The following is a 24808-nucleotide window of genomic DNA, read 5'->3' as shown; positions in this document are numbered from 1 at the left end:
CCTTACCTTCGTTTTAGATAATCGAACAACCGAACGGCTGATGCCTTCAGGCGCACAAGATTCGCGTAGGCAACAGGCGCAAAACTATCCTGGGAGGAATAGAGACGGTAACGGATGCCGTCGGTGACCACAACGTCGCGGGGTGTTCCAAACGACTCTAAATAGCCCTTCGCTTGCTTCAGTGCGCCCTCCACCCCTGCGCCGAGGCGCTTGACCTCGACAACAAACTGGCAGTTTTTTGCGATGCGCGGCAACGCCGAGAAAACCGCCACGTCAATATAGCGCCATTTCACCGCGATGCACTCAGGGGGCCAACCTAAGGAGCGCAGCAAGGGCAGCACAAAATGCCCCACAAGCTCGTCTTCAGTCGGTAGATCTCCAAACCTTCCACTGTCCCAGTAAAGCGGCACCAGGTCCTGCGCCTGGGCAACCACCTCACTTATAACAGTCGGAACATCCGAAAGCGGCGGCTCTTCCTGCGGGAGGTCGGGAAGGGGTGCTGTCTGCCATTGAGTCGGCGGCGAATTGATGAACCTGAGGGCGTATTCAACGACCTCCTCCGACCGCACCCGCGAGCAGCGGGCAGGATTCGCGCCGAATACTTGGCTGTCGAAGGTATACGGTTGCGGAAGCGCGCACCACCGGATTCGCCTGGCGTGCTGCAAGTCCCAGCCATTTACATCATCGAACTGCTCAAGGTACAGGTACTCGCTCGCCACGATCCCCACAGCGGTGATTGTAGCAATACCCGTTCGCAAGAGGACCACATCGCCGATTTCCATCTCGCTGGCGAAGCGACGGACAAAACCGCCCTCGAACTCAATATCGTCGCGTTCTGGTTTCCAAGGTCCGGCGTCGCCCGGCCCGATAAGCCCAACGCCGTACCTGAGAAAAATATCAGCATACGGCCGGGTTGCCGGGCCGGCGGCTATTTGCCATACTGACGGAATAGGCTTCACAACTGCCATCTCTCTTTCTTACCTCGACACGGCCAACAGCATAGCGTCAAGCAAGCGCTTCTCCTCGCTCCCCTTAGGGTAGAGCGCCGATAACGCATTCGCCAGGCGTAGAAAGTCGGGGCCGCGTTCCTGCTCGGCCTTGATGAGCGCCCGTAAAGCGTTAGTCTGGCCGCCGGCCTGAAGCAGCATCGCGGCGTGTACCCGGTCGAGCGTAGTCGCCTCCTGCTTGGCGTTACCCTCCACGGCAGACGGGGTGACCGATATCTTTCCGCGGCTACGTCTGCGAACCCTCGGAGCACGCTGCTCTTCAAGTTCCGGAAAAAGCACTAACTGCAAATTCTTTTGCGAGTTGTGTTCGATCCAGTCTGCGGTCACCTTTGCCCCGTCTTCACCGAAAAGCTGCTTTGCCCGCTCGACGACCGGAAGCAACCGCACAATACCCTTTTTCGTTTCGATGATCCGGCCTTCCCATTTAGGCAAATTGATCCCGAGAGGCTGGGCAAACCGGCGCACAACGTCGAAAATGAGGGTATATCCCTTCGCTTTGCGATGTGGGGTGGTCTCCTCTTCATCGTCCTCATCGGAAATCTCTCCCTCTTCAGCTTCCTGGGCACCGATGTCTGCCGCATTGCCATTGGTGCTCTGGAGTGTCCAGAGGAAGAGCGCCGTAAGACGCGCGTCTTCTTCGAGAGCCCCGACTGCGCTGTTGCGGGCCATAGCTTCAGCAGTCCCAAGAACCTGTTCCAAAGCAGTGCGGCCCACGACCTCCCAGACCTTTTCCAGGTATTCGGCAAGTTTAACTTCTCTGCCGTCCGCGGTCTCGACGCGGCTGTACCGGCTGAAAATCTCCAACGCCGGGCCGATGCAGGCAAAGACAAGGTCCGCACCGCGTATTCCTTCGGACTGGAGGCGCTCCATCCAGTCCCCGACCCGCTTAGGCAGCTCGCGCAGGACGTCGGCCCAGTCGCCCACGGGCGCATTTTCCGGGCGGGGGCGGCAGACGAGGTGAACGCTGGTGGCAAGGGCCGCGGATTCGCGCGCGCGCAGTCGTGCACCTCTTTCCGTTGCGACAGGCCATGATCCCGTAATCGTCCAGCCGGCTTGGCTCATCCCCGACAGAAGCGCTTCCCACCCCTCCGTAGTCTTGTGAGCAAACACTACACAGCCCACACCATCCTCGCGTAAGACACGGCGACCTTCAGCGAACGCGGCCCTCATGCCCTCCTCGAAAAACTTCTGATTCTTGTGAGCGTATCGGTCAGGGTCCCAATGCGCCATTTCGCACAGCTCACGGTTCTTGTGGGTGAGCGGATTGCCTGGATCGAAACGATCGACCAATCCAGGGTGCCTTGGAAGCGCACGCTTCAGCCATACGAAAAAGAAATCAGACAGATCGGCGTATGGGATCGCAAAATAGTACGGCGGATCGGTGAACCACACTGAGACCGTTACGTCGGGCAGCGGATGCTCTGCCGCATCTGCGATCTCGATCTGCCCGACCGAACCTGCCGCCGTCGCAACTGCCGAAACTGCCTCATTCACATCCTCAAGCGCATCGCTCAGTCCCCCGGCGTAATCGACTAGCGGGAACATCTCCGGAAAGTCCCAAGACATTGGAAGCGCCTGTATCCCGAATGCACCAGCGACAGTCTCACTTCCTCGGTGCCACTTGCTAACCACGTTGCAGTGACGAAGGACCTTACCGAGAGACAGCGATAGGACCTCCCTGAGGACGCCCGTAGTTTCTTCGCGCCCCACTCGCTCAATTAGTGTCGCTAGTGTCAGCATCGCCGCTTTCTGTCGCGCGGCAAAGAGGTCGCCCCACCGGCTCATGCCGTAGATCGGCACGTTGAACGTTCCGCTCATCAGCGGCAACGGCTCATCCGGCACCGGACAAAGACCTTTCCTACCGCTACGCTCCCACTCGTCAAGGATCGCTTTCAGCCGCTTCTGCGCGTTCCAAACTGCCTGATAGTCGCGCTCGGTGGGCAAGCGGTAATGGCGGCCCTGCTCGCCGGGCTTGAGGGTCACCACAGCGAGTAGCCGCGCGCCGCCGACCCGGTTTCTCTTCGCGTCAAAGAGCACATCCGCGCCGCCGCGTTGCTCGGATAGCTGTGCCCGCACCCGCTCCGGCGGAAGAACAATGTGACAGGCCGGGCATGTGGCCTTGGCGCGCGTCACTGTGCCGTTGGAAACTTCCTTATCCGTCTTGGGTTCAAAGATTTCAAATTCTATGGCTGGCGATTCGTTCCCGGAGCAGACTACCTTATACCGGAGCGCCCGCTTGCGGTTCGCCTTCTTACAGAGCCAAAAGGAGCGCACCAGCGGGATCTCCGCGCCGCAGTTGGGCGACTCGCATTTTACTATCCGCGCCCAGAGGTAGGCGATGGGCGTGGCCCCATCGGAGTCTTTCGGGTAGAATTCCGCCAGTTCCTTTTCAGCCTGCTTCTTGATCTCTGCCCCGACGCGGCGCAGTTCCTCAGCCAGCTCAGGCCCGTAGCGGGGAATGTCTTCCAGCATTACCTTCAAAATCAGACAGGCCACCGGGTTAAGATCGCTGGCGAAGGCGTCGCAGCCCAGCCGCAGCGCCTCAAGTGGGATCGACCCGCCGCCCGCAAAGGGGTCAACGACAAGCGGCGGTTCCTCACCGTGGGCCGCTTTAACCAAGTCCCTACCGGCCTGGAGGTAACCCTGATCCGTTGAAAGATCCCAGTTGGCAAAGTCGCCGATGAACTTGAGCAGCCAGCGCCGCAGGTCCGCATCTGAGGCGTCTGCCGCCCCCTGGTAAAGACGCGAGAGAATCCGGCGAACCTGTACCTTAAAAGCGCCGGGGCAAAAGGGATCGGCAGGATCGGGCAGAAGCAGCCCCAGGAGCATCGCCCGGCACGCCGCAAGCGGCCGTCTGGCCCACCACAGGTGCAGCGTACTCGGGTGCCCATGACGAATAGACTTCTCCCGCACCGAGTGCTTCGATACCTCGGCAATCGGAAAGTCTACCTCCGCCAGCCGTTTACACTCTTTGGGGATCATTACTCTCCTCCTGTCGGGACTTCAGGGCAATGATTTTTTGAACGATACCCTTTAAAGATATGCTCTCTTTCCCTTCAGCGGCGGCTTTTTCAACAATCTGTTGAAGAACAACGGGGTTTTTTAGTGCGTGCTCTTTCTTTGGGATTCCAAGCTCGTTTTGGGCTTGAGACAGCAATTGATTAAATAGCTCCTGCCCAATCTCCTCCGCAATAGTCGCTTCCAGCTTCACCTCGAAACAGGCGTACCAGTCTTCAACTATATTCGGCCAATCTTCCTCCGCCTGGCCGAGAAGCCGCAACAAGTAGCGGTTGCTTTCCGGTTTCGGGTCCCTTTCTCCGTAATCGCTGTCCCAAATCACGTAAACAGGGATCCGTAAGCGCCGAAAAATGACCAGCGGTCGATCTAAATTGGGCTTGCCCATGCACGGAATAACCGAGATGTTCGCGCTATCGAAATCATACCCCATCGCCCTGGCCACACCAAGGATGGCAGCTCGATCATCTTCACCTTCAACCAGCACCACTACATCCGCGAAAAATCCCTCATTGACCCAAGGAGTCATAATCGCCTGTAGTCGGGGTCGAAGCGTTTCTGACGTATACTTGACTCCTTGTCGGCCACAGGCATCCCACAGCTCTTCGGCCACAGCTTCAAGATTGGCCTTTACAACTTCTGTGACCTTCGGCTTTCCGGCCCCAACATCTTTTTTTCGAAGGAGCCTGATTTGATCAAAGCGGTCAAGACCAACAAATAAGGGGGAGTGAGTCGAATAGATGACCTGTGTTTTCTTGGCGACTCCTGGAATTGTTCCTGTTGCCAGTTTTACAAGGACGGAGGCCAGATGCCGCTGGCGGCTGGGATGTTGGTATAACTCCGGTTCTTCGATGGCCAGGACGAGACCCGGAAGGTATGGTTCTTCTGCCTCTGAACTTTGCTCCTTCGAATCGAAACCCTCCTCCATTGTCTTCTTCATTTCTCGCGCCGCAACCAGATGTTGCAACATGGTCAAGATGAAGGCACGTTGGAGACCGTGACCCGTACGTAACACCGATGACTCGTACCCATCTTCAACCAGCTTGACTTGGGCTTCAGGCATCGGGATGTTAATATCAGCAAATTCAGCCCAGCGCAGGGAAACGTCAGCCTCCGGGGCATACTGCTTCAGCGTCTTGGACAGCTGTGCCTGAAGCCCTGTTAGTTCGCTGAGTTTGGCCGGGTCTAGAATATCTCTATACTTCGCCTGCGTTTCTTCCTTGAATGTTGCTATGTCCTTCCTGCGCGCAAGCGCGCTACGTACAACGAGGTCCATGATCTCGGTGACGCAGGAGCCTCTTCTCTCCATGGCGTCTTCTGAGGCATCACGAACAGCCGGAATTCGAATGAAGCGGGTATGACGACCTAGGTAACCTTGCCCGACCTCTGTAAACCCAAAGAACTGGCCATCGTCGCGCATCCTGACGCATGCGTTAGGGTTAGCGGATTCCCATTCCTGGAGCTTGCTTAAGGCCTCGTCAGCAGACCGTACAGTTGGAAGTGACGAGTACTTTTCGGTACTTCTCAACTCATTGTACTTGTTCGTGATCTCTCTCCTACCACCTGCAGTGCGAACCTCTGCGAAGTCTGGGTTCTGTAGCCTCATGCCATGGTAGGTGCCGGATTTCCTACCAGGTGCCAGCGAGAAGACACGTACCACAGTAAGGGTACCGTTGTCGATATATGCGGAAAAGAAATCTTGCTCCTCGGTAGATAATTCGGCGAAGGTAACGGCAATCTCAATATCCTGACTGGTATCCTCCGCATAGAAATCCTCGGTTGTCACCTTGGCAGACGGGTCATAGAACAATTCTAATGCCCTGAGTAATGAAGACTTCCCCGCTCCATTACGGCCTACCAATGCCGTCAAGCGGTCGCAGGGAAGCGAATCATCCAGGATTGACCGGAAGTTCTTCACGTGTACCGCGCTAATGAGCATGATACCACCTACCTTATCCGATTGAAAGAATACCTGCCCTTGATATGGTCAAGAAAGTAAGACCCCTTTGACGGGGATTGCATTAATCCTCGATACACGGATTCGGGTACCGCGAAGTACTGGTACACGCCGCCACTATGGAACTCTACCTCCAGTGTTCTGGTATCCGGCTCGTAGCCAATAGAACAAATGTTGCTGGAAGAAACTGGTGTCCTATTCACATAGCTTACCTCCTTTGTATGACGCCTGTTCCTCCCTCACCTGCATCGGCAGGGTCAGGGCGTCCACAGTCAGGTAGTAGTGCGCCACCTTGGTGACCTCGTGCCATTTAAAGCGCGCGGGGTCCTTGATCGGTTCCTGTAGCTGCGGCTTAGCATTGCAGTTGGTCACCACGTAGAGCCAATAACAGTCGCGGCGGTCCTCGGCCACGCGACGCTCGTTAGGCGTGAGCAGGATCGTCCCCGTGGCTTCGGCTAATCCCTTCACCTCTATAAGGCGCAGCTCACCGGAGTTAAGGTCGAGGCTGGTAACGTCGTAACCGAGGTTCTTCTCGTGGACATCATAGATCTGCCGGCCCTGGGCCTTCTCATACTCCATAACTACCTGCATCGCAACGGCCTCGGTCTCCAGATCGGGCCGCATTTGGCGGACATCCGGCGCCTCGCGCTCCGGGTGCGGCAGCACCAGCACGCTGGCCATACGCTCTACCGCCTGAAGGGTAAGTGACCTTTGCTGCTCCAGTTCCTTCCGGCGGCGTTCGCGTCTCGCCATGAGTTCCGCATGACGATTTTCCGCCTGAACCAATCGGCCATCCGCTCCGGGGATCCCTTTTTCCTTGTCCTCGATCGCTTTCCCTATCTCTTCATCCGCACGCTGGAGAAGCTCTGTGAGTGAAAGCTCCACGTGCTCGGCAATGCGCTCCACCTCCGCGATGCGTTCCTTGCGGGTCTCTTCTAAAAAAGGCTGGAGCGCGTTATCATACAGCCACGCCGATGCTTCGGGCGCAAAGGCAACGGCGGAAAGTCCGGCAGGCGGTTCGGCCGGGGTGAAGTTTCCCAGCATGTTCGGCTCACGCAGGAAATGTTCGCCGGCGGCGGTAGTCTCTACCGCGAAAAGCCGCTCGTGAACCACATGGCCCAGGCCGTCCACAACCCGAGCGCGGTAGAAGTCGATCCGGGAAGGTTCCTCATGCTGAAGCGAATAATAACAGGCACCCTTACCGAAGGCTTCGACAGCTTGGGCGTAGGTGTGCCTCCGGAGGGCCTCGAAGAGTGGATGGCCGGGGGTGACCCATTCGAGGCTGTATCTCTCCGCCGTTTCACGGTCCGTTGAACAGCGCGGATACTTCGCCGAAACGGCGGGGAGTTTCCAATCTGGATCTCGCTCGTAACGCATCAGGACTGAAGGCGTCCTGGCAGGCTCGAAGGTATGCGCCATATTTTCGACGACTTTGAGCTTAAGCGGCACGTAGTCGGCCGCCTCGCGGATGAAGCGGGCGATGGTCTCGGGAACAACGCGCCGCTCCTGGGCACGGGCGCGGCGCTCTATCAGCATTGCCAAGTTGAGTTTCTTCGACGCCAGCCCCTCCAGCGCGTTCTCGCAAATCGCCCGGAACCTGCCTTCATCCACGTTCTGAAGTAGGCGCTCTTCGAGGTCGGCATCCCCGAGCTTGCCGGCGTAGTAGTCGCGCAGGATGCGCTCGATGTGGGCCGCCGGCAGGACCTCGCCCACGACGTTGAAGACGGCGTCGTCATCCAGGGCGTCGCGGATTTCCTGGAGCTTCTCGAGTAGACGCTGAAGAACGCGGCCCTCGATGGTGTTTGTGGCAACGAAGTTAAAGATGAGACAGTCCTTGCGCTGGCCGTAACGGTGAATCCGGCCCATCCTTTGCTCAAGGCGGTTAGGATTCCAGGGAATATCGTAGTTAAAGAGGATGTTGCAAACCTGCAGGTTGATGCCTTCGCCCGCCGCTTCAGTAGCTACAAGCACCTGGATCTCGCCTTCACGGAATTGCTGTTCGGCGTAAAGCCGCGTGCCGGGTTCATCACGAGAACCGGGCTTCATCCCCCCGTGAATGTAACCGACCTTTAAGCCCCACGTCTTGAGATTACCGACAAGATAGGTAAGCGTGTCTTTGAACTCGGTAAAAAGGAGAAGGCGCTTCGCCGGCTGGTCGAAAAAACCTTCCTTATGGAGCAGGTCTTTGAGTTTAGAGAGCTTGGCCTCGGAGTCAGAACTTTCTACGGTCTTGGCCTGCTCGGCAAGCCGGCGGAGTTCCGCAATCTCTTCGCGCACCTGCTCGGCGTTACTCGCGAGGGTGATGGCTTCGAGCATTTGCTCGAGCCGCTCGCGTTCGCTTTCCTCCATTTCTTCAAGATCTTCTGGGTCGGGTAGGTCGGGAGGAGCAAGGACAGCCAGTTCCTGTGCCCGCTTTAATCCTTCTTCAAGCCTGCGAGCGCGGTTCTCGAGGCTGTGGCGCACGGCGTAGGTGCTGGAAGCCAGCCTCCGCTGATAGAGGGACATCAGGAAGCCGACCGCACGTGCCCGCGGATCGTCGCCCCGGGCGGCGGCCTTCGCGCTCTGGCGCTTTACGAAGCGGGTAACATCCTTGTACAGTTCGAATTCGGGACCGTCTATTTGAAAATCAACAGTATGCGGGATGCGCTTGGTGAATATTTTCTCCGCCACCCATATACCATCCGGCCGCCGCTCGGGAAAGTAGACCATCGCCTCTTTGGTGCGGCGCAGGTAAAACGGCGCACGGCGGCGGTTCATGGCCTCACGGATGGACCGGACGTCGGCGTACGCATCCCGGTCGAGCAGTTGCAGAAAGAGTGAAAAGTTGTTGGGGTCCCCCTTGTGAGGCGTTGCCGTGAGCATGAGAATGTGATCGGAAGTATCGCGCAGGAGCTCGCCGAGAGCGTAACGCGCGGTCTTTCGCGCGGGCGGAGTCCAGGACATGCGATGGGCCTCATCAACGATGACAAGGTCCCAGCGGACCTGCCTGAGACCGGGCAGAATTTCCTCCCGTTTGGCCAGGTCGAGCGAGGTTATAACTTTTTTCTGCTCAAGCCACTGGTTGACCCCGAACTGGTCGCGGATATCGCCGCCCTTTAGAACGAGGAACTTTTCATCGAATTTCTCCTTCAGCTCCCGCTGCCATTGGAAGGAGAGGTTGGCCGGGCAGACGACGAGAATCCGCTCGGCAAGACCCCGCAGTTGCAGCTCACGGATTAGGAGGCCCGCCATAATCGTTTTGCCGGCTCCGGCATCATCTGCCAGTAAGAACCGAACACGGGCCAACTTCAGGAGATAGTCATAGACCGCTTCAAGCTGATGCGGAAGCGGGTCCACCCGGGAAATAGAAAGACCGAAGTAAGGATCAAACTCGTACGCTATACCGAGGGCATATGCCTGCAACCCAAGGCGAAGCAATTTTCCGTCACCATCGTAACTGTAGTCAGTTTCGGTAATGGTGAGGCGTTCCAAGTCTTCTGAACTGAGTGTAACCTTGCGGAAACGCTCGGACTGTATACCGACCAGCCCAAGGACCCAGTTCCCGTCCCCGCCTGCCCGGGCAGTTTCAACACGCATCGGCTCATTAAACAGAGGGCCCTTCAAAATCTGGCCCTCGCGAGGAACTGCATTTCCTCGCATTCTTTCACCTTACCCTTAACCAGACCACCGCGAACTCAGGGCAAATCTCTCTGTTAAATGGCCTAACGATGAGCGAGATTGCGCCGCTTTCAGCGTGTCTACTTAACTCCATGTGTTGGTCATCGTTAATTGATAATCATCATGTTACATCTCGGGCAATCATAGCAGTGCCCTGCGTGTACGCGCTCAATGTCCTTGAGGTGAATTACTAACCTATCTGCTTCCAAGCATTTCGAACAATATGGGTCTGGGTCTCCATCACTAATACGACTCCGCAGCCTGTTTAAACGCCAACGTGACGTCTTTTACACCCGGACTTTCCCACAAATCGTCCTTTAGATGGACTACCCATGAGTTTGTATGTTCTCTATATGTCGCCACGCGCTTGATTTCTTCGTGTGGTACTACGCATGCACGTAACACCGAAAAGTCATCGTTTAAAAGTACGCCGACAAGAAAGTCGAAGTGCCGGTGTTCCAGCTCCCGGATAGCGCTTAACTGACGAGAATTATTGTATTTCGTTATACGGCGGGACTTGATTTCATAATTTATGACCCTCTTTGTCTTTAGCGTCAAATCCCTTTGTTGACAATGGAGCCCTTTTCAAGCTAAGCGCTTTAACGGCCAGGTTCTCAGCATAGTCGGCTACCGGATTGTTATTGCTACGTACGGCTTTTCTACGCCGTAATTCCTCGATAATCTCCGAATAGAGGACCAGCAATTCGCTCGTCTTCAACTTTGAAAGATCATTAACTTTAACTTTCATAAACAGGCCCTCCCGTTTTGTTACCATTCGAGGAATTATTTCCGCACCAGTTTTTGTTTTCCTTCTACCTTCGCCAAAATACTGGAAAAAGGGAGAGCATTGGCAGAATTCAGCCATTAAATCTACAGAAAAAAGACAAAAAGTTGAATAACCGCTGTTGGCCGGTTCGTCTAATAGCCATTTGAGGACGGCTCTCTAGCATCAGACTTTCACCGCCTTTGTGGAGTGGGACCCGGAAATAAGACTTTACGTGGGATTTGTATCGGGAATTCCGGGAGCGCACACCCACGGAGCTACACTTGACAAACTCCACCAGAACCTGAAAGAAGTCTTAGAGCTATGCCTGGAAGAGCTTAAAGCGCACCAAATGCTGGATAACCTGCCTGCGAGGGTCTTTTCTTTCCCTATTCCCTATTACCCGGAGATGCCATGTTCGGGCAGAGAGATAACTCAGTATCCGTCAAACGGACCGACATAACCACGCGTCACCCGCGGCCGCCTGTGCCCTAACCGCCTGGCGGTCTCTTTCTCCGCTTCCTCTTTACTTTTGCCGGCGGCGAGGCACTCGCGGTAGTGCTTCTGAGCATCGGTATAACGCAAGCCGTGGAAGGTCAACGGGACTGGCCGGGGTTTGCGGTGCCGGCGAATGAAGTCTTGCACTTTTTTGATGACCTGGTGCGCCTTTTGACCTGGTGGCACAAAGAGCTTGGCACCACGCGACACCCGGTTCTTTGCTCGGGTTAACGTAGTCCTGGCAGCCGGGGTAAGAAAAACGTTGCGGACTAAGCCGCCTTTCCCTTTGACTGTCAACTTGTCTTCCCGTAAAGCGCGTTCGGCATCCGCACGATCAAGCCGTACTACTTCGTGAATGCGCTGACCAGTCTCCCTGGCCAAAACAAGCACATCGACTATCCATTCCTCACCTTCCCTTTCGGCGGCTTCGACCATGGCTGCAAACTCTTCGTCATTCCAGGACCTGTCCCTGTTTTTTTGCCGGGGGTCTATACCCAAGCCCTCGTTATCCTTCGTTAACTCGTGCCGGCCCGGGATTTGATCATAGTAAAAACGGATGGCAGCCAACTCTGTCCGCATGTAGTTGGGCCCGCGCCCTTCCTCTTTGAGATACGCTACATAAGCTGCCAAATGCTTGTTGGAAACATTCGCTATGTTCTGAAGCTTGAATTGACAAGCAACAAAGCGTAAAAACCTCCTCATTGCTTCGTAGTAGCGGCGGCGGGTCAGAATGCTACCCTGTCTCGTGTGCCTGTGGATGCGGTTCAACTGTTGCATCAATGTCTCGTAAGGCATCCCCTTCACCTCCTTCCATAAGGACATAGTTCAGCCAGTGGTCTCGGGAGAGCGTTTCTGCTTCTTTTCCTCCAAGACCGAAACTCTTATAGCTTAACGGTGATGCTCTTAACACCACTTCGCTTTTGTGTTTCTGGTTGTAATCCGTTGAGCACATCGCCGCATTACAAGTTAAAACTTGCCGGGCCGACTTCGCCCGCGCGGCCGGCGGCTGGCATAGCCACGTCCTACCGGGACGCCTGATGCATTACTTACATCAGAGCCGCCGTCTGGGCCGGGAAGGATAAGCTGCGCTTCCCGGCCGTTTACCAGCAGTCGTCGTTCCTTGTTCTTTGGCCGGGCATCCTGCTGGGGCGATACCCGTTACCCTTTTCTAAAACCAAGAAATTAGGGTAACTAAATTCTCTGGTGTCACCCTGCGCAGCTCAGGGCCAGGGTAACCGAACCTATGTTAGCCGGAAACATAGGTTCCCGGGGAAAGCGGTAATCAGTGGACGGGTTGCTCACGGCTGCCGTCCCGGTTTACTTGACTTGGAGCATCCTCATCATGTGAGGATCCTCAGCTGGATTAGTACAAACTTCTTGGAAGCACAGTCTCCCTGTAGAGGCGGCCGACCTGCGACCTAAAATGAACCCCAACAGAAACAGGTCATCGACCGGTCCGCCGGCCACCACGCTCCAGTAGCGCATCGCGTCATCGTAGACATTCATATGTCTCACAAAGGTGCTCGGCGGATGGCCGGTACCCGGTGAGGTGAGTACGGCGCGGTCTTCGGTGCCCCCTTTCGCTGTTATCGCGTCGTCATACCCCTGCACCGCTTCACGCAGCCTCTCGATTGTCGAGTGGATGTATGCCTGCGTCACTGTTCCGGGTTTATGCCCCAGGAGCGTAGCCACATCTGCCTCGGAGTAGCCCCGGGAAACCAGTTGGGAAGCCAGATTGTGTCTGAAGCAATGGGGCGTCAAAGGTCTATGGTCGTATTCAAGACGGCTAGCCTGAGACAGCCGGGCGACAATCTCCCGGAGCGCATCAACGCCGAGTCGGAGGCCTCCCCTGGTTTGGAGCAGCGGCCCTTGCCTGTAAGGGAGGGCATTCAGCGCCTGGATGACAGTCTGGCATAAGGGGATGTCGCGGTCTTTACCCTCTGGCAAACCCTTCCTGGCGGTGTTCTTGGAGTTGAACACCGTGAGCAACCCGCTGTTCAGGTTGACGTGCGCCCAGTCCGCACTTACAATCTCCGAGCAGCGTAACCCCGTGAACACTAGCAACATTTTGATGGCTGTGACAGTCAAGCCATCAACGGACCTGTAGGTAACGTCGCTCTGGAGGAAGGTACGCACAGCCATATCGCTCAGGACGACATTTCTTACGGTTCGGGGTTTTGTCTGCAGTATGACTTTTCTAAGTGGGTTATTATCCACCCAGCCCTGCTGGACACAGAAACCCAAAAGCGAACTCAGGGCGTTCTTTCGGCGATGAACGGTGCTCAGACTGAGGCCGCGCTTCCGCAACCCAACAAGATAGGTGTTGACAACGGCAGTGGTGATTTCCCGTACCTCCCCCACTCCCTGAGATTCCAGAAAACGGGAGAAATCACGGAAATCGCACCGGTAGGCTTCGACCGTCCCGGCCGCCATGCCCCGCAAGACCACCCCGACCTCAAAGTAAGCCTCAATTGCTTCCTCGAACGTCATCGTCCCCACCTGCCCCGATCTCTTGACAACGGTCGCCTGCAAAACAGAAGGGCCGCAACGAACAGGTCAAGCCTGCATTGTTGCGGCCCTTCGATCTCGTCGAAAAGCCCGTTTCCTACCACTGGACCCCGCCGATCACGCCAGCCGGGTCAGTAACCATCGCTCCTAGTCATATTTTAAACGCTGTCCGACCAAAAGGCAACCCCCGGATACAAAAAATTTCCGGCCTACCGGCAGGAATACCCCGGGCGGCGGCGAACATCAATACGGTAAAGAACAGCTCCATAACTCCTGCATATTCCCTGAGGTGCAAACTCCGCTGTAACCCTTCTCCGAGCCGCAAAATAAAGGGGCCAAACCGCGGGTTATGCCGCGGTTTGGCGCGGGCGAGTAAACCTGTAAGCCGAGTTCTGTCGTGGATGATCATCTATCTGGGACGCCGGTTGCCCGGACGCCTCTAGCGACCTAACCCGGGAACGGAGCGGGCCGCTCCATTGTTCCCCTATTTGGTCTTGCTCCGGGTGGGGTTTACCTAGCCGGCCAGTCACCTGACCGCTGGTGCGCTCTTACCGCACCGTTCCACCCTTACCGTACCGGCCGCCGGTCTCAGGAAGTCCGTCTCGGAAGGCTTGCCGATTCCAGACCTCCGGCGACCGGCTCCGACGCACGGCGGTACACATTTCTGTGGCACTTTCCTTGGGGTCGCCCCCACTGGGAGTTACCCAGCACCCTGCCCTGCGGAGCTCGGACTTTCCTCGAATACCAAACGGTACCCGCGATCACCTGGTTTACTCGCCAAAGACATGATACCATCCGGGACGCGAAAAATCAAGAAAAATGGCGGTTTCCAGCCCGGCGGCCGCTGTTCTAAAGGTTCGCGAACGGGTCCTGGTGGATCCGGGCGATGGCGAGGCGCACGTCGGCGCCGGCGGCCCGGCAGCGCCCGGCCAAATGGTCGCGCAAGGGCTCCAGGATGATGCGCTCGCTGGGATAGTGGCCCGGATCGACGAAGTTCATTCCGGCGGCCAGAATGTCCCGCGCAGTGTGATATTTCAGGTCACCGGTCACGAACACGTCGGCTCCGGCGAAGGCGGCCTTGGCCCACAGGTCGCCGCCCGAGCCGCCGCAGAGGGCGACTTTGGACACCGTCCGGTCCCGCGGGCCGCCCACCCGGACGGAAGGCACGCCGAGCACCTCTTTTACCCGCCCGGCGAAAACCTCAAAGGTCATCTCTTCCGGCAGGCGCCCGATCCGCCCCAGCCCGTCTTCCTCGTCCAGCGGCCGGGATCCGGTCAACCCCAACCGCTCGGCCAGCACCGCGTTCACCCCTTGCTCGGCGGCGTCCAGGCTGGTATGGGCGGCGTAGACGCCGATCCCGGCGCGGATCAGCCGGGCCAGGAGCGCCCCGCCGGGCAGGTCCAGGCGCACGCTGCGCACCGGCTTGAAAATCAGGGGGTGGTGGGCCACGATCAGCCCGGCCCCCATCTCCACCGCCTCGTCCACGACCCGGTCGTCCACGTCCAGGGCCAGGAGAACGGCCTCCACCGGGCTCTGGGGGTCCCCCACCTGCCACCCGGTGTTGTCCCCCTCCAGCGCCAGGGCGCGCGGGGCCATCTCCTCCACGAAGGTGATGATCGTCTGGCACTTCACAGGCATTTCTCCAACGCCTCCAGTTGTTCCAGCCGGGCTCCGGCGGCGGCCTGGCGCTCGTCCAGTTCCTCCCGGCCGCTTTTGCCCAGCCCGTTCAGCATCTTTTCGTAGCGTGCCCTGATCAGGGCCAAATAGCGTCTTAAGAACGGGTGTTTTCCCGCTACCAGGACGGGACCGACCTCCAGGAGAAGTTCGTCCAACGGCTCGGAACGCCCCCTCACCGCCTGGATAACCGGGTAGAGCCGCCCAGCGTCCAGGACCAGGTTCTCGGCCGCAATCCGGAAGCCGTTCTCCACCAGCCAGCGGCGGGCCGGGGCCACCGGCTCCTGAGGCTGCAGCACCAGGGTCTCCACCGTTTCCAGCACCTCCGGGGCCGCGCCCAGGATGGCGGCGATGTTCCGCCCGCCCATCCCGGCGAGCACCAGCACCTCGGCCTCACCGGGGCTTATCGGTTTTAGCCCGTCACCGGCCCGGATTTCGATGAACTCGCCCAGGTCGCTCCCGGCCACCGCCTGCCGGGCGACCTCCAGGGGGCCGGGCGCTTTCTCCACCCCAATGACCCGCGGCGATACCCCCCAGGCAACCAGGTAAACGGGCAGCAGGGCGTGGTCGGTGCCGATGTCGGCCACCGTCTTCCCGGGCGGAACATAGTCAGTGACGGCCTGGAGCCGCGCCGGCAGCTCAATCCGCATCTATCCGCCATGCCTCCTGTACTTTGGAAGCACCCGGTAAATTATACTTGGCGGTCCATAACCTGTCAACCACTCAAAGGCACGGAATGATGGGCAACGACAGGTGAACTCCATCCTGGAGGCCTACCGGCGGATGGACCGTCTGGTTCTGGAGATCAAGAGCAGCCAGGCCTGGCTGCCCCAGGCGCCGGGAGAAACGGCGGAACTCTGGCTGGAGCGGAAGCTGGGCATCGTTGGGTACCTGGGTACGGTCACCGGAGAGACCCTGAAGCAAGCGGAGTCCACCCGGGAAGAACTCGTGCGCCTGCTGCCCGACAAGATCGCGGCGGGCACCAAGCCCAAGCTCAACCCCGGGCCGCCGCATACCAAAATCAGCGCGGAATGAGAAGGGCATCAACCCCTCTATTACGGTGGCCGGCAGGAATCCGGCGGCCGGCATTGAATTCTGGCCTGGGAAGTCTGCCGCGTTGGGAGTGATCCCCTTGTCCGTGCTCTTCGCCGCCTATATGTTCTCGGAACCGGTTCCGTTCAGTCTCTGGAACCCCCCCGGAGAGGCCGGCGTCTACGCCGTCCTGGTGCGCGACCCGAAGATAAAACCTAAAAAGTACCGGCCGATCTACTTCGGTGAGAGCAGCAACCTGTCCGAGCCTGGTTTGCTGAAAACCCACCCCCGGTATATGTGTTGGCTCAAGGAAGGCGGCACGGAAAGCGGCCTCTTCGCCGCCGCGCACCCGATGCCCCGGGCCACCACCGACCGACGCGTCGCCGTCGCCGTCGAGCTGATCGAGCAATACGACCCGTACTGCAACTATTAGCCGGCGGGATTGATCCACGAAAATCCCGGCGGCCTTTCGGCGGCCTTTCGTCCCTCCGCCGATCCCTCGCACGGCCCGAGCCCGGACCCGGTTCGCGGACCGTGCGGCAGGAAAACCGGCGCAAACGACGAATAAGAGCAACAACGGAATTAAAGACTCGCACTGCACAAGGAAGAACGCCGTGAAACCCGGACTTGAGAGCACTAACGGCAAGGTCTTCCCGGAGGAATTCCTTGCCGCTCTTTTGGGGTGAGCAGTCACACGGAGCGGTGTTCGGCGGACTACACTTTCAGGAGTTCGAAACCGGTACGGGAGTCAACCGCCCGGTGGGCGGTGGTGCCGGTAAGCTCCAGGATGACCACCTCGCCGATGCGCCAGATGTCCACACCCTGGCGGGTGCACCCGGTCACGGTCTCGCGGTGCCGCCCGAAGGCGGAGTGCAGGTGCAGCTTGGAGACCCCGTCCGTATTGCTGAAGATGGTGCCGACCCCCACCGCCTCGCTGGCGCCGGTCAGCAGTTCGACCATTGGCACAGGCCGGGCGACGTCACCGTCCTCAGGTCCCACTACCACCTTGCTTCCCCTTTCCGCGCCGCCCAGGAAGAACACCAGGGCCGCGGCAATGCCGTGCTCGGCCGCAAACCCCTCAATGACGTCCGGGAGACGGTCGCCGTCCTCCAGACACAGGACAAAGACCCGGCCCAGTTGAGCACTCGCGTATTTCATTCAAGATTCCCTCGCTTCTGCTGGTTCCCATATATTCTAGCAGAGAAACCCGGCCGTGTTTCGGCAAGTTGTACTCATCCAAGCCCCCACAAACAAAAAACCGCAAAACCCTTGCGTGTGCTCTAAGGCTTCGCGGAGTCGTTACTGGTGGGCGATGCTGGATTTGAACCAGCGGCCCCCTGCTTGTAAGGCAGGTGCTCTCCCCCTGAGCTAATCGCCCATATGTTTGTCGTACGGCGGAGCCGCCACTTTCCTGCAGTCTGACTTCCGACCTCCGACCTCCGACTTCCATTTTGGTGGGCCCACCAGGATTCGAACCTGGAACCAGCCGGTTATGCTTCCCACTGCAACTTTCGTTGCCCCTTTCGGGTTTGTGGTCTGGACTATCCCTTCACCCTCGTTGGAGGGTGCCTGCCGTCTAGTCTCTACACCTTCCTCACCGGTTCCGACCGGAGAGGCTTGGCTCGGGATTACCGTGCCTTGCGGTTTAGGCTTCCCCGAATTTGGCAGGTTTCACCTGGAGATTGCTCTCCAGGCAGCCCTTGACAGCCAAGTCATATCGGAAACCCGACTTAGACTCGCTGCCTTGAGCCGGATGCTCTGACCGTTGAGCTATGGGCCCACGATAGCAAGACTGATTATAACTCAGAACGGCCCCGCCGTCAATGTGGGGGCCGTCCGCGCTAGTCCAGGTAGTCCTTCAGTTTCTTACTTCGGCTGGGGTGTCGGAGCTTCCGGAGGGTCTTGGCTTCGATCTGCCGGATGCGCTCCCGGGTCACCCCGAATTCCTGCCCGACCTCTTCCAGAGTACGCGCCCGGCCGTCGTCGAGGCCGAACCGCAACCGCAGCACCCGCTGCTCCCTTTCGGTCAGGGTCTTCAAAACGTCGTCCAGCTGCTCCCGGAGCAAGGTAAAGGAAGCTTCCTCGGCCGGTGCCTGAGCGTCCTGGTCCTCAATGAAGTCTCCCAGGTGCGAGTCCTCTTCCTCCCCGATCGGGGTTTCGAGGGACACCGGCTCCTGCGCGATCTTCTGGATCTCGCGCACCTTGTCCTCCGAGATGTCCATTTCCCGGGCGATCTCCTCGGGCAGCGGCTCGCGGCCGAGCTCCTGTAAAAGCTGCCGGGAAATGCGGATCAGTTTGTTGATGGTCTCGACCATGTGTACCGGAATCCGAATCGTCCGGGCCTGGTCGGCAATGGCCCTCGTGATGGCCTGCCGGATCCACCAGGTGGCGTAGGTGCTGAACTTGTAGCCCTTCTTGTAGTCAAACTTCTCGACGGCCTTGATCAGACCGAGGTTTCCCTCCTGGATCAGGTCGAGAAACAGCATACCCCGGCCCACATAGCGCTTGGCGATGCTGACCACCAGGCGCAGGTTGGCCTCGATCAGGCGCCGCTTGGCCTCGTCGTCACCGGCCTCCATGCGCCTGGCGAGGGATACTTCTTCCTCCGGAGTCAACAGCGGGATGCGCCCGATCTCTTTCAGGTACATCCGTACCGGATCGTCTATGTCAACGCCTTCGGGGATCGCGATTTCAGCTTCCTCCACATCTTCCTCGCGTGTCTCTTCCTCCAGGGCCGCCAGGTCAGGACCTTCCGGCACTACCTCGATCCCCTCTCCGGCCAGTCTTTCGTACACATCGTCGATTTGGTCGGGGGTAAGCTCAAACCCCTGCAGACTGTCCATCACCTCGTTATAAGTCAGCGTGCCGCGCTGCTTGCCCTTTTCAACGAGGTCCTGGATAAAGTTCGTCGCTTCTTCCTTCACTCTTGCTCCCCCCTTTCTAGGGTGTCTTGGATAGCTCCTGAATTTTACGCATCAACCGGTTCACCCGGTCACGGTCGCCCGCCTTTTCCGCCGCAGCGACGTCGTTCAACAGCTCCCGCAACTGTTCCTTGTGGTCCAGGCGTTTGACCGCCTTGATATACGCCGACAGTTCGGCGCGCAAGTTCTCCCCTTCTCCGGGTGTCTCCAGTCCCATCAGAGCCGTGAGGACCTGCTGGTCGTCATCCTCCAGGTAGTTCGCCAGCAAGGCAGGCTCAAACCCGGGTCTATCCCGGCGCCGTAACCAGGCGTCATAGATCCGCTGGTACCTGGCGTCCCTGAAAACGTATTCTCCTAACTCCTGTTTGACCGTCTCCAAAAACGGGGGGTTTTGCAGCACGAGGCGCAGTAAGCCGGTTTCGGTTTTTTCCCTGACCTGGGACGGTTTAGTAAGTTTAAGTATATTATGCATGTTTTTAGCAATATTATCCGAATTTGCCCATTTTACTTGGGTGTTTGCCGCAAATCGGACATATTCGCTGCGTATTGTTTCCCAGGTCAGCCCGAGAGCCCGGGCCGCGATCTGAAAACCTTCCTCTCGTTCCACCTCGCTCGACAGTGCGCGCAGGTTAGGCATTATCTCCCGCAGGGCCGCCAGCTTGCCGGCGGCCGTGGCCGTGCCGGTCCGGGCGCCGATCTGCACCAACTTGTACTCCAGGAGGGATGTGGCCGATTGAGTCAGCCGGACCCAGCCCTCCACCCCTTCTTCCCGCAGGAAATCGTCGGGGTCCTTGCCGTCGGGCACACTAATCACCCGGACCCGGCAGCCGAGTTCCTGCAGGAGGTCCAGCCCGCGGATGGCGGCCGCGACCCCGGCGGCGTCCGCGTCGTAAGCGATCAGGACCTCCATCGCGTACCGCATCAACAGTCGGCCCTGCTCCCGCGTCAGGCTGGTCCCCAGCGAGGCTACCGCGTTCCTGATCCCGAACTGGTGCGCCGCAATCGCGTCCAGGTACCCCTCAACAATCACGGCCCGACCCTCATCGCGCATTGCTGGCCGGGCCAGGTGCAAGGCGTACAGGACCTGCCCCTTGTGGAACACCGGCGTCTCGGGGGAATTCAGGTACTTGGGCTGGCTATCGTCCAGCGCCCGCCCCCCGAAACCGATCACCCGACCCGACGCGTTCCACACTGGGAAGATGATCCGATTCCGGAAGCGGTCGTAGTACCCTCTGTCACCCCTGGCCGCCAGCCCCAACTCCACCAGTTCCCTGGGCGTACAGCCCTTGTGTTCCAAAAACCCGGTCAGCGCCTGCCACTCGGATGGGGCGAAGCCAAGCTGGAACTGGTCCCGGATCTCGGGCGTGATTCCCCTTTTCTCCAGGTAGGACCGAGCCCGGCCGGCATCCGCCCCCGCCTCCAGCCGCCGCCGGAAGAAATCCCGGGCCCACTCGTTGATCCGGTAGTACCGCTCGTACTTCTCCTCCCGCGGGGAGACGGTGACCGGGATGTCCACGCCCACCCGGCCAGCCAGAAACCGCACGCTCTCGGGGAAGCTCAGGTTCTCTTTCAGCATCAGGAACCTGAAGACGTTGCCGCCCACCCCGCAGCCAAAGCAGTAGAACATCTGACGCGCTGGCGTCACCGTAAACGAGGGCGTCTTCTCCTGGTGGAACGGGCACAGCCCCACGTAGTTGCGGCCCCTCTTCTCCAGGCGGACGTGCTCGGAGATCACGTCCAGGATATCCGTCCGGGAAAACACTTCTTCCACCAGGGTTTCGGGAATCAGCCCGCCATATAAGCTATTCGGTGTGACCATATAATTTCCTGCCCTGTGTCGACAATTTTTAGGATTCCCGGCACACCGGGAAGCCTTGAGGCACAAATAGATCCTGGAATACGGCGACCGCGTACCGGTCCGTCATTCCGGCGATATAGTCGCAAACCACCTGCGCGCGGGACCCGCCCTCCCCCGCCCGCCGCCGAAACTCGGCTGGCAGCGCCTCCGGGCGACCCACGAAGTAGCTGTAAAGATACTGCACCACGTGCATGGCCTTGCCCTCTTCCCGCTTAGCCTCGGAACTGATGTATACGTTATCGAACATGAACTGCCGCAGGCGGTCCATCGCCTCGCCGATGCGGGGGCTCATGGCGATCACCGGCTGATCGCGGCTCGTTTCGATCAGGTCCACGATCATGGTGTTGATCCGGGTTCGGTGGGAGCGCCCCAGGATTCCCAGGCAGTCCGCCGGCAACCGGTCCAGGGTCAGCACCCCGCCGCGCAAGGCGTCGTCGATATCGTGGTTGATGTAGGCGATCCGGTCCGCCACCCGCACCACCTGGCCCTCCAGAGTCGCCGGTCGCCGCGGCCCGGTGTGATTGGCGATCCCGTCGCGCACCTCCCAGGTCAGGTTTAAGCCGCTCTCGCCCTCCAGGCGCTCCACCACTCGGAGGCTCTGCTCATTGTGCCGGAACCCGCCCGGATGTACTTCGTTCAAGGCGGCCTCACCGGTATGCCCGAAAGGGGTGTGCCCGAGATCGTGGCCCAGGGCCACGGCCTCGGTCAGGTCTTCATTCAACTGGAGCGCGCGCGCAATCGTCCGCGCGATTTGAGCCACTTCCAGGGTGTGGGTCAGGCGCGTCCGGAAGTGATCGCCCTCCGGGATGATGAACACCTGGGTCTTGTGCTTCAACCGCCGGAAGCTCTTGGAGTGGATGATCCGGTCCCGGTCCCGCTGAAACGCGGTCCGGACGTCGCACTCCTCTTCCGGCCGCTCCCGCCCCCGGCTTTCGGCGCTGCGGCAGGCGTAGGGCGAGAGTCTTTCCCGCTCCCACGTCTCGGTCCGGTGGCGCAGTTCGGCTTTGCGCAAAGGTGCTCGCCCCTTTCACCTTTTCACCTGATAAAAAACCCCGGGCCACCGGGGCCCGGGGAGCTTTCTCAACCCTTGGCGGCTGTTCGGGCTGCCCGGCGAAGCTCGGCCGTCGCCCGGGCCACCTCCACCACCCGGCGCACCAGCAGGCGCATGCGCTTGTCTACCTCGGAGTCATCCCGGGCCGGCTGTTGGGCGCAGGCGCCCTGGTGCCCGGCGTCCCCGCTCAAATGCCCGTCTCCGACGATCGTCATCCCCTGGGTCATCATCATATCGTGCAGCGCGCGGACGGTGGTCTCCTGCCCCCCGAACCGTGAACCGCCAGTGACCACCGCCCCGCCCACCACGTTCAGGAGTGCGAAGTCCTTGCGCAGCCGGCGGGTTTTGTCCCAAAACGCCTTGAGTTGGGCCGAAACGGTGGCGAAATAGACCGGGCTCCCCAAGATCACCCCGTCCGCCTCACGCAGGAGGTCCAACGCCTCCGCCAGGGCGGTCCCCTCGTAACACACGCCCTTGCAGGGTGTGGAGCAGTGCGCGCAGAACGGGATCTTCGCCTCCTTGATTACCTCCGAAGCTTGGATGTAGGCGGTTTGGGCGCCCATGGCCCCCGCCTCGTCCAGAGCGGCTTTGAGAAGGTAGGCGGTGTTACCGTCCTTCCGCGGGCTGCCGTTTACGGCCACTATCAGCACGGCAATCCCTCGCTTCCTTGTGTCTAGTCGGTTTTTCGCCCGGAGCCGCCGCTCAAGGCGGCCGTCGAGACTACCCGGTATACCGGACCTTGACGCGTCAGGGTGCTCTGCATCAGGTCCACCCGGTCGACCGTAAACCCGCCCCAGGAACCGCGGTCGGCCGCGAGGGCCCCGGCGCGCTCCCGCAGGGCGGCCACGTTCCGGGCGGACCGCAGGCGCCCCAGGGTCAGGTGCGGCGAGAAGGACTTCTCCGCCGGGAAGCCGAGCGGGGCAAGAGCCCGGTCCACCCGGACCCACAATTCCTGGAGCTTCTCCACCGCGCCGCCCACGCCGATCCAGAGCACGCGCGGCGGGCGGCCGAAAGTGCCCCACCCCGTCAATTCCAGCGAAAACGGCACCAGACCGGATACGCTACCGGAAACCGCCCGGGTCAGGGCCGACACCCTGGAACTGTCAACTTCACCTAGAAATTTCACCGTCAGGTGCAGGTTTTCCTGCTCCACCCATTTCAAGTCGACGGGCAAATTTTGCAGTTCGGCCTGAAGCCGGCCCAACTCGGCTTTTAAGCCGCCGGGCAGATTAACGGCCCAGAACAGGCGCAGCTCACTCATTGGTTACTCAGACCGATAGCGCTCGCCCTTGTGGTAGATCTCCAGCACCTTGCCGGCTGTCTCCTCGACAGCCTTGTTGGTGACGTCGATCACCGAACAGCCGGAACGCTGGAAGACCTTGCGCGCGTATGCCAGTTCTTTTAAAACGCGCTCACTGCGCGCGTAGCCGGCGTCCGCCGGCAGGCCCAGGGCTTTCAGGCGCTCCCTGCGGATATCCACCAGCTGCTGGGGATTGACGTTCAGCCCGATCAGCCGGTGCGGCGGCAGGGTGAAGATCTCCTCCGGCGGGGCCACCTCCGGAACCAGCGGGATGTTGGCCGCCTTGATCCGCTTGTGCGCCAGGTACATGCACAGCGGGGTCTTGCCGGTGCGGGAGACGCCGAGCACCACCAGGTCCGCCTGGATGATGCCGCGGGGGTCCTTCCCGTCGTCGTACTTCACCGCGAATTCAATGGCCTCCACCCGCCGGAAGTACTCCTCGTCGACTTTGCGCATGAGGCCCGGTTCCAGGCGTGGCGTGGTGGTAGTGATCGTGCCCAGGGCCTCGATCAGCGGGCCCATGACGTCCACGGCCCGAATGTTCCGGGCGCCGGCCTCCTGGACTAGAATCTCCCGCAGGTTCGGCTGCACCAGCGTGAACACGATGATACTGGCAAAACCGGCGGCCTCTTCCACGATTTCGCGGATATCTTCCGGCTCGTTCAGATACGGCACCCGCCTGATCTCCAGGTGCCCGTGGTTGAACTGGCTGACCGCCGCCCGGGTGACCATCTCGGCCGTCTCCCCGACCGAATCGGATACCACGTAAACCACCGGGCGGGTGTGTTCTAGATCAGCGATCGCAAACTCCTCCTTTACGTACTCTCTCCGAGTTCGACGAAGAGCCGGGTAATATTTGTTTTGCTTAAGCGCCCAACCACTTCCAGACCGTCCTTCCCGTCCGACCTGGCCACCCGCCGCGTAACCGGCACGGCGTCCACCTCGTGTACCACCAGTTTCTTAGCCGCGGTCCAGACCGAGTCCCCGGCCTCCACCGTAACGATGTTGGGCATCCGGGTCATCACGATCCCGACCGGCAGTTTTTGCAGGTCTTGGGGTCCACCCATGTTCAACTTCAAAAGGTCCTTACGGGACACCACACCCTGCAGCAAACCCTGCTCGTCAACCACAAACAGAGTGCCGCAGTCTTCCAGGAACATGGCCACGATGGCGTCGTGGGTGGACGAGTCGTCCTGCACGACCACGGGGCGGGACATGACGGTTCCCACTTCAATCCGGCGAAGCTTCTGGGCCACAATGCGGTTCGGGGACTTGCCGCTGAAAAAGTAGCCGACGCGGGGACGGGCTTCCAGGAGGCCGGCCATAGTCAGAATGGCCAAGTCGGGGCGCAGGGTGGCCCGTGTCAGGGAAAGCCGGTCGGCGATCTGTTCGCTGGTGATCGGTCCATTGCTCCTGACAATTTCCAGAATCGCTTCTTGACGTTTGGTCAGCTCCAAGTTCATCACTCCCACCGGAGCAATATGCCATACCAATACTCCGTTACGGCCGAATATATGTGCACAATGCTAACCTTAAATACTATCTTTCGACCCGGTTTTCCTGCAGG

At 59.4% G+C, this 24808-nt stretch carries 20 protein-coding genes, 1 tRNA gene and 1 other RNA gene; 2 read left to right on the top strand and 20 right to left on the bottom strand.

Annotation, left to right across the window (positions count from 1 at the left end):
* Nucleotides 1-2: 2 nt before the first annotated feature.
* The 11 genes from DAUD_RS02600 to DAUD_RS02560 all read right to left on the bottom strand — a co-directional run bounded on the left by DAUD_RS02600 (nucleotide 3) and on the right by DAUD_RS02560 (nucleotide 15729).
* Nucleotides 3-968 carry a hypothetical protein gene (locus tag DAUD_RS02600; RefSeq protein ID WP_012301642.1) on the bottom strand — a complete coding sequence of 322 codons (966 nt, stop codon included), beginning with the start codon at nucleotides 966-968 and terminating at the stop codon, nucleotides 3-5.
* A 9-nt stretch (nucleotides 969-977) separates the two neighbouring features.
* Entirely contained in the window at nucleotides 978-3989 is a 3012-nt protein-coding gene (locus DAUD_RS02595; RefSeq protein WP_012301641.1) for a DUF1156 domain-containing protein, read from the bottom strand.
* On the bottom strand, nucleotides 3970-5961 hold the full coding sequence (locus DAUD_RS02590) for an ATP-dependent nuclease (protein ID WP_012301640.1): 1992 nt from the start codon (nucleotides 5959-5961) through the stop codon (nucleotides 3970-3972). The genes DAUD_RS02595 and DAUD_RS02590 overlap by 20 nt, the downstream gene beginning before the upstream one ends.
* A gap of 8 nt (nucleotides 5962-5969) precedes the next feature.
* Nucleotides 5970-6182, bottom strand: a complete 213-nt coding sequence (locus DAUD_RS11895) for a KTSC domain-containing protein (protein WP_012301639.1) — start codon at nucleotides 6180-6182, stop codon at nucleotides 5970-5972.
* Nucleotides 6175-9555: a helicase-related protein gene (locus DAUD_RS02585; protein WP_200858722.1), complete on the bottom strand. Its 3381-nt coding sequence runs from the start codon at nucleotides 9553-9555 to the stop codon at nucleotides 6175-6177. Before DAUD_RS02585 ends, DAUD_RS11895 begins: the two co-directional genes overlap by 8 nt.
* A 604-nt stretch (nucleotides 9556-10159) precedes the next feature.
* The gene (locus DAUD_RS11430) at nucleotides 10160-10384 is read right to left on the bottom strand and encodes a hypothetical protein (RefSeq protein WP_049752537.1); all 225 of its coding nucleotides are present in this window, start codon (nucleotides 10382-10384) and stop codon (nucleotides 10160-10162) included.
* 450 nt (nucleotides 10385-10834) lie between these two features.
* A complete protein-coding gene (locus tag DAUD_RS02575; RefSeq protein WP_012301634.1) occupies nucleotides 10835-11692 on the bottom strand; it encodes a tyrosine-type recombinase/integrase in 858 nt (285 codons plus the stop codon).
* A 522-nt stretch (nucleotides 11693-12214) separates the two neighbouring features.
* Nucleotides 12215-13387, bottom strand: a complete 1173-nt coding sequence (locus DAUD_RS02570; protein WP_012301633.1) for a tyrosine-type recombinase/integrase — start codon at nucleotides 13385-13387, stop codon at nucleotides 12215-12217.
* A gap of 383 nt (nucleotides 13388-13770) precedes the next feature.
* Nucleotides 13771-14182, bottom strand: an RNA gene (rnpB, locus tag DAUD_RS11775) — RNase P RNA component class A.
* A gap of 72 nt (nucleotides 14183-14254) precedes the next feature.
* Nucleotides 14255-15043, bottom strand: a complete 789-nt coding sequence (locus DAUD_RS02565) for a Nif3-like dinuclear metal center hexameric protein (RefSeq protein ID WP_012301632.1) — start codon at nucleotides 15041-15043, stop codon at nucleotides 14255-14257.
* On the bottom strand, nucleotides 15034-15729 hold the full coding sequence (locus tag DAUD_RS02560) for a tRNA (adenine(22)-N(1))-methyltransferase (RefSeq protein WP_012301631.1): 696 nt from the start codon (nucleotides 15727-15729) through the stop codon (nucleotides 15034-15036). The genes DAUD_RS02565 and DAUD_RS02560 overlap by 10 nt, the downstream gene beginning before the upstream one ends.
* Nucleotides 15730-15832: 103 nt before the next feature.
* Here DAUD_RS02560 and DAUD_RS02555 point away from each other — a divergent pair, with 103 nt between their 5' ends.
* Nucleotides 15833-16114, top strand: a complete 282-nt coding sequence (locus DAUD_RS02555; protein WP_012301630.1) for a hypothetical protein — start codon at nucleotides 15833-15835, stop codon at nucleotides 16112-16114.
* An 82-nt stretch (nucleotides 16115-16196) separates the two neighbouring features.
* Entirely contained in the window at nucleotides 16197-16544 is a 348-nt protein-coding gene (locus DAUD_RS02550) for a hypothetical protein (protein ID WP_012301629.1), read from the top strand.
* Nucleotides 16545-16825: 281 nt separating this feature from the next.
* Here the strand turns inward: DAUD_RS02550 and DAUD_RS02545 are convergent, their stop codons facing one another.
* From DAUD_RS02545 to DAUD_RS02505, 9 genes are all read right to left on the bottom strand, one after another.
* Nucleotides 16826-17269, bottom strand: a complete 444-nt coding sequence (locus DAUD_RS02545) for a PPC domain-containing DNA-binding protein (protein ID WP_012301628.1) — start codon at nucleotides 17267-17269, stop codon at nucleotides 16826-16828.
* Nucleotides 17270-17414: 145 nt separating this feature from the next.
* A tRNA-Val gene (locus tag DAUD_RS02540) sits at nucleotides 17415-17489 on the bottom strand.
* A 463-nt stretch (nucleotides 17490-17952) separates the two neighbouring features.
* Nucleotides 17953-19035, bottom strand: a complete 1083-nt coding sequence (gene rpoD / locus DAUD_RS02535) for an RNA polymerase sigma factor RpoD (protein ID WP_012301627.1) — start codon at nucleotides 19033-19035, stop codon at nucleotides 17953-17955.
* A gap of 16 nt (nucleotides 19036-19051) precedes the next feature.
* Complete coding sequence (gene dnaG, locus DAUD_RS02530) at nucleotides 19052-20851, bottom strand: DNA primase (protein WP_012301626.1); 1800 nt, start codon at nucleotides 20849-20851, stop codon at nucleotides 19052-19054.
* A 28-nt stretch (nucleotides 20852-20879) separates the two neighbouring features.
* Nucleotides 20880-21902 carry a deoxyguanosinetriphosphate triphosphohydrolase gene (locus DAUD_RS02525; protein ID WP_012301625.1) on the bottom strand — a complete coding sequence of 341 codons (1023 nt, stop codon included), beginning with the start codon at nucleotides 21900-21902 and terminating at the stop codon, nucleotides 20880-20882.
* A 68-nt stretch (nucleotides 21903-21970) separates the two neighbouring features.
* Nucleotides 21971-22591: a flavodoxin family protein gene (locus DAUD_RS02520; protein ID WP_012301624.1), complete on the bottom strand. Its 621-nt coding sequence runs from the start codon at nucleotides 22589-22591 to the stop codon at nucleotides 21971-21973.
* 23 nt (nucleotides 22592-22614) lie between these two features.
* Nucleotides 22615-23202, bottom strand: a complete 588-nt coding sequence (gene thpR / locus DAUD_RS02515; RefSeq protein ID WP_012301623.1) for an RNA 2',3'-cyclic phosphodiesterase — start codon at nucleotides 23200-23202, stop codon at nucleotides 22615-22617.
* Nucleotides 23203-23205: 3 nt separating this feature from the next.
* On the bottom strand, nucleotides 23206-24015 hold the full coding sequence (locus tag DAUD_RS02510; RefSeq protein WP_012301622.1) for a pyruvate, water dikinase regulatory protein: 810 nt from the start codon (nucleotides 24013-24015) through the stop codon (nucleotides 23206-23208).
* Between the two features lie 41 nt (nucleotides 24016-24056).
* Entirely contained in the window at nucleotides 24057-24707 is a 651-nt protein-coding gene (locus DAUD_RS02505; RefSeq protein WP_200858721.1) for a helix-turn-helix transcriptional regulator, read from the bottom strand.
* Between the last annotated feature and the right edge of the window lie 101 nt (nucleotides 24708-24808).

Origin of the sequence: Candidatus Desulforudis audaxviator MP104C (assembly GCF_000018425.1) — a bacterium.
Taxonomy (GTDB): domain Bacteria; phylum Bacillota; class Desulfotomaculia; order Desulfotomaculales; family Desulforudaceae; genus Desulforudis; species Desulforudis audaxviator.
Note: the sequence above shows the minus strand (reverse complement) of the source record. Positions and strands in the feature narration are given on the sequence as shown.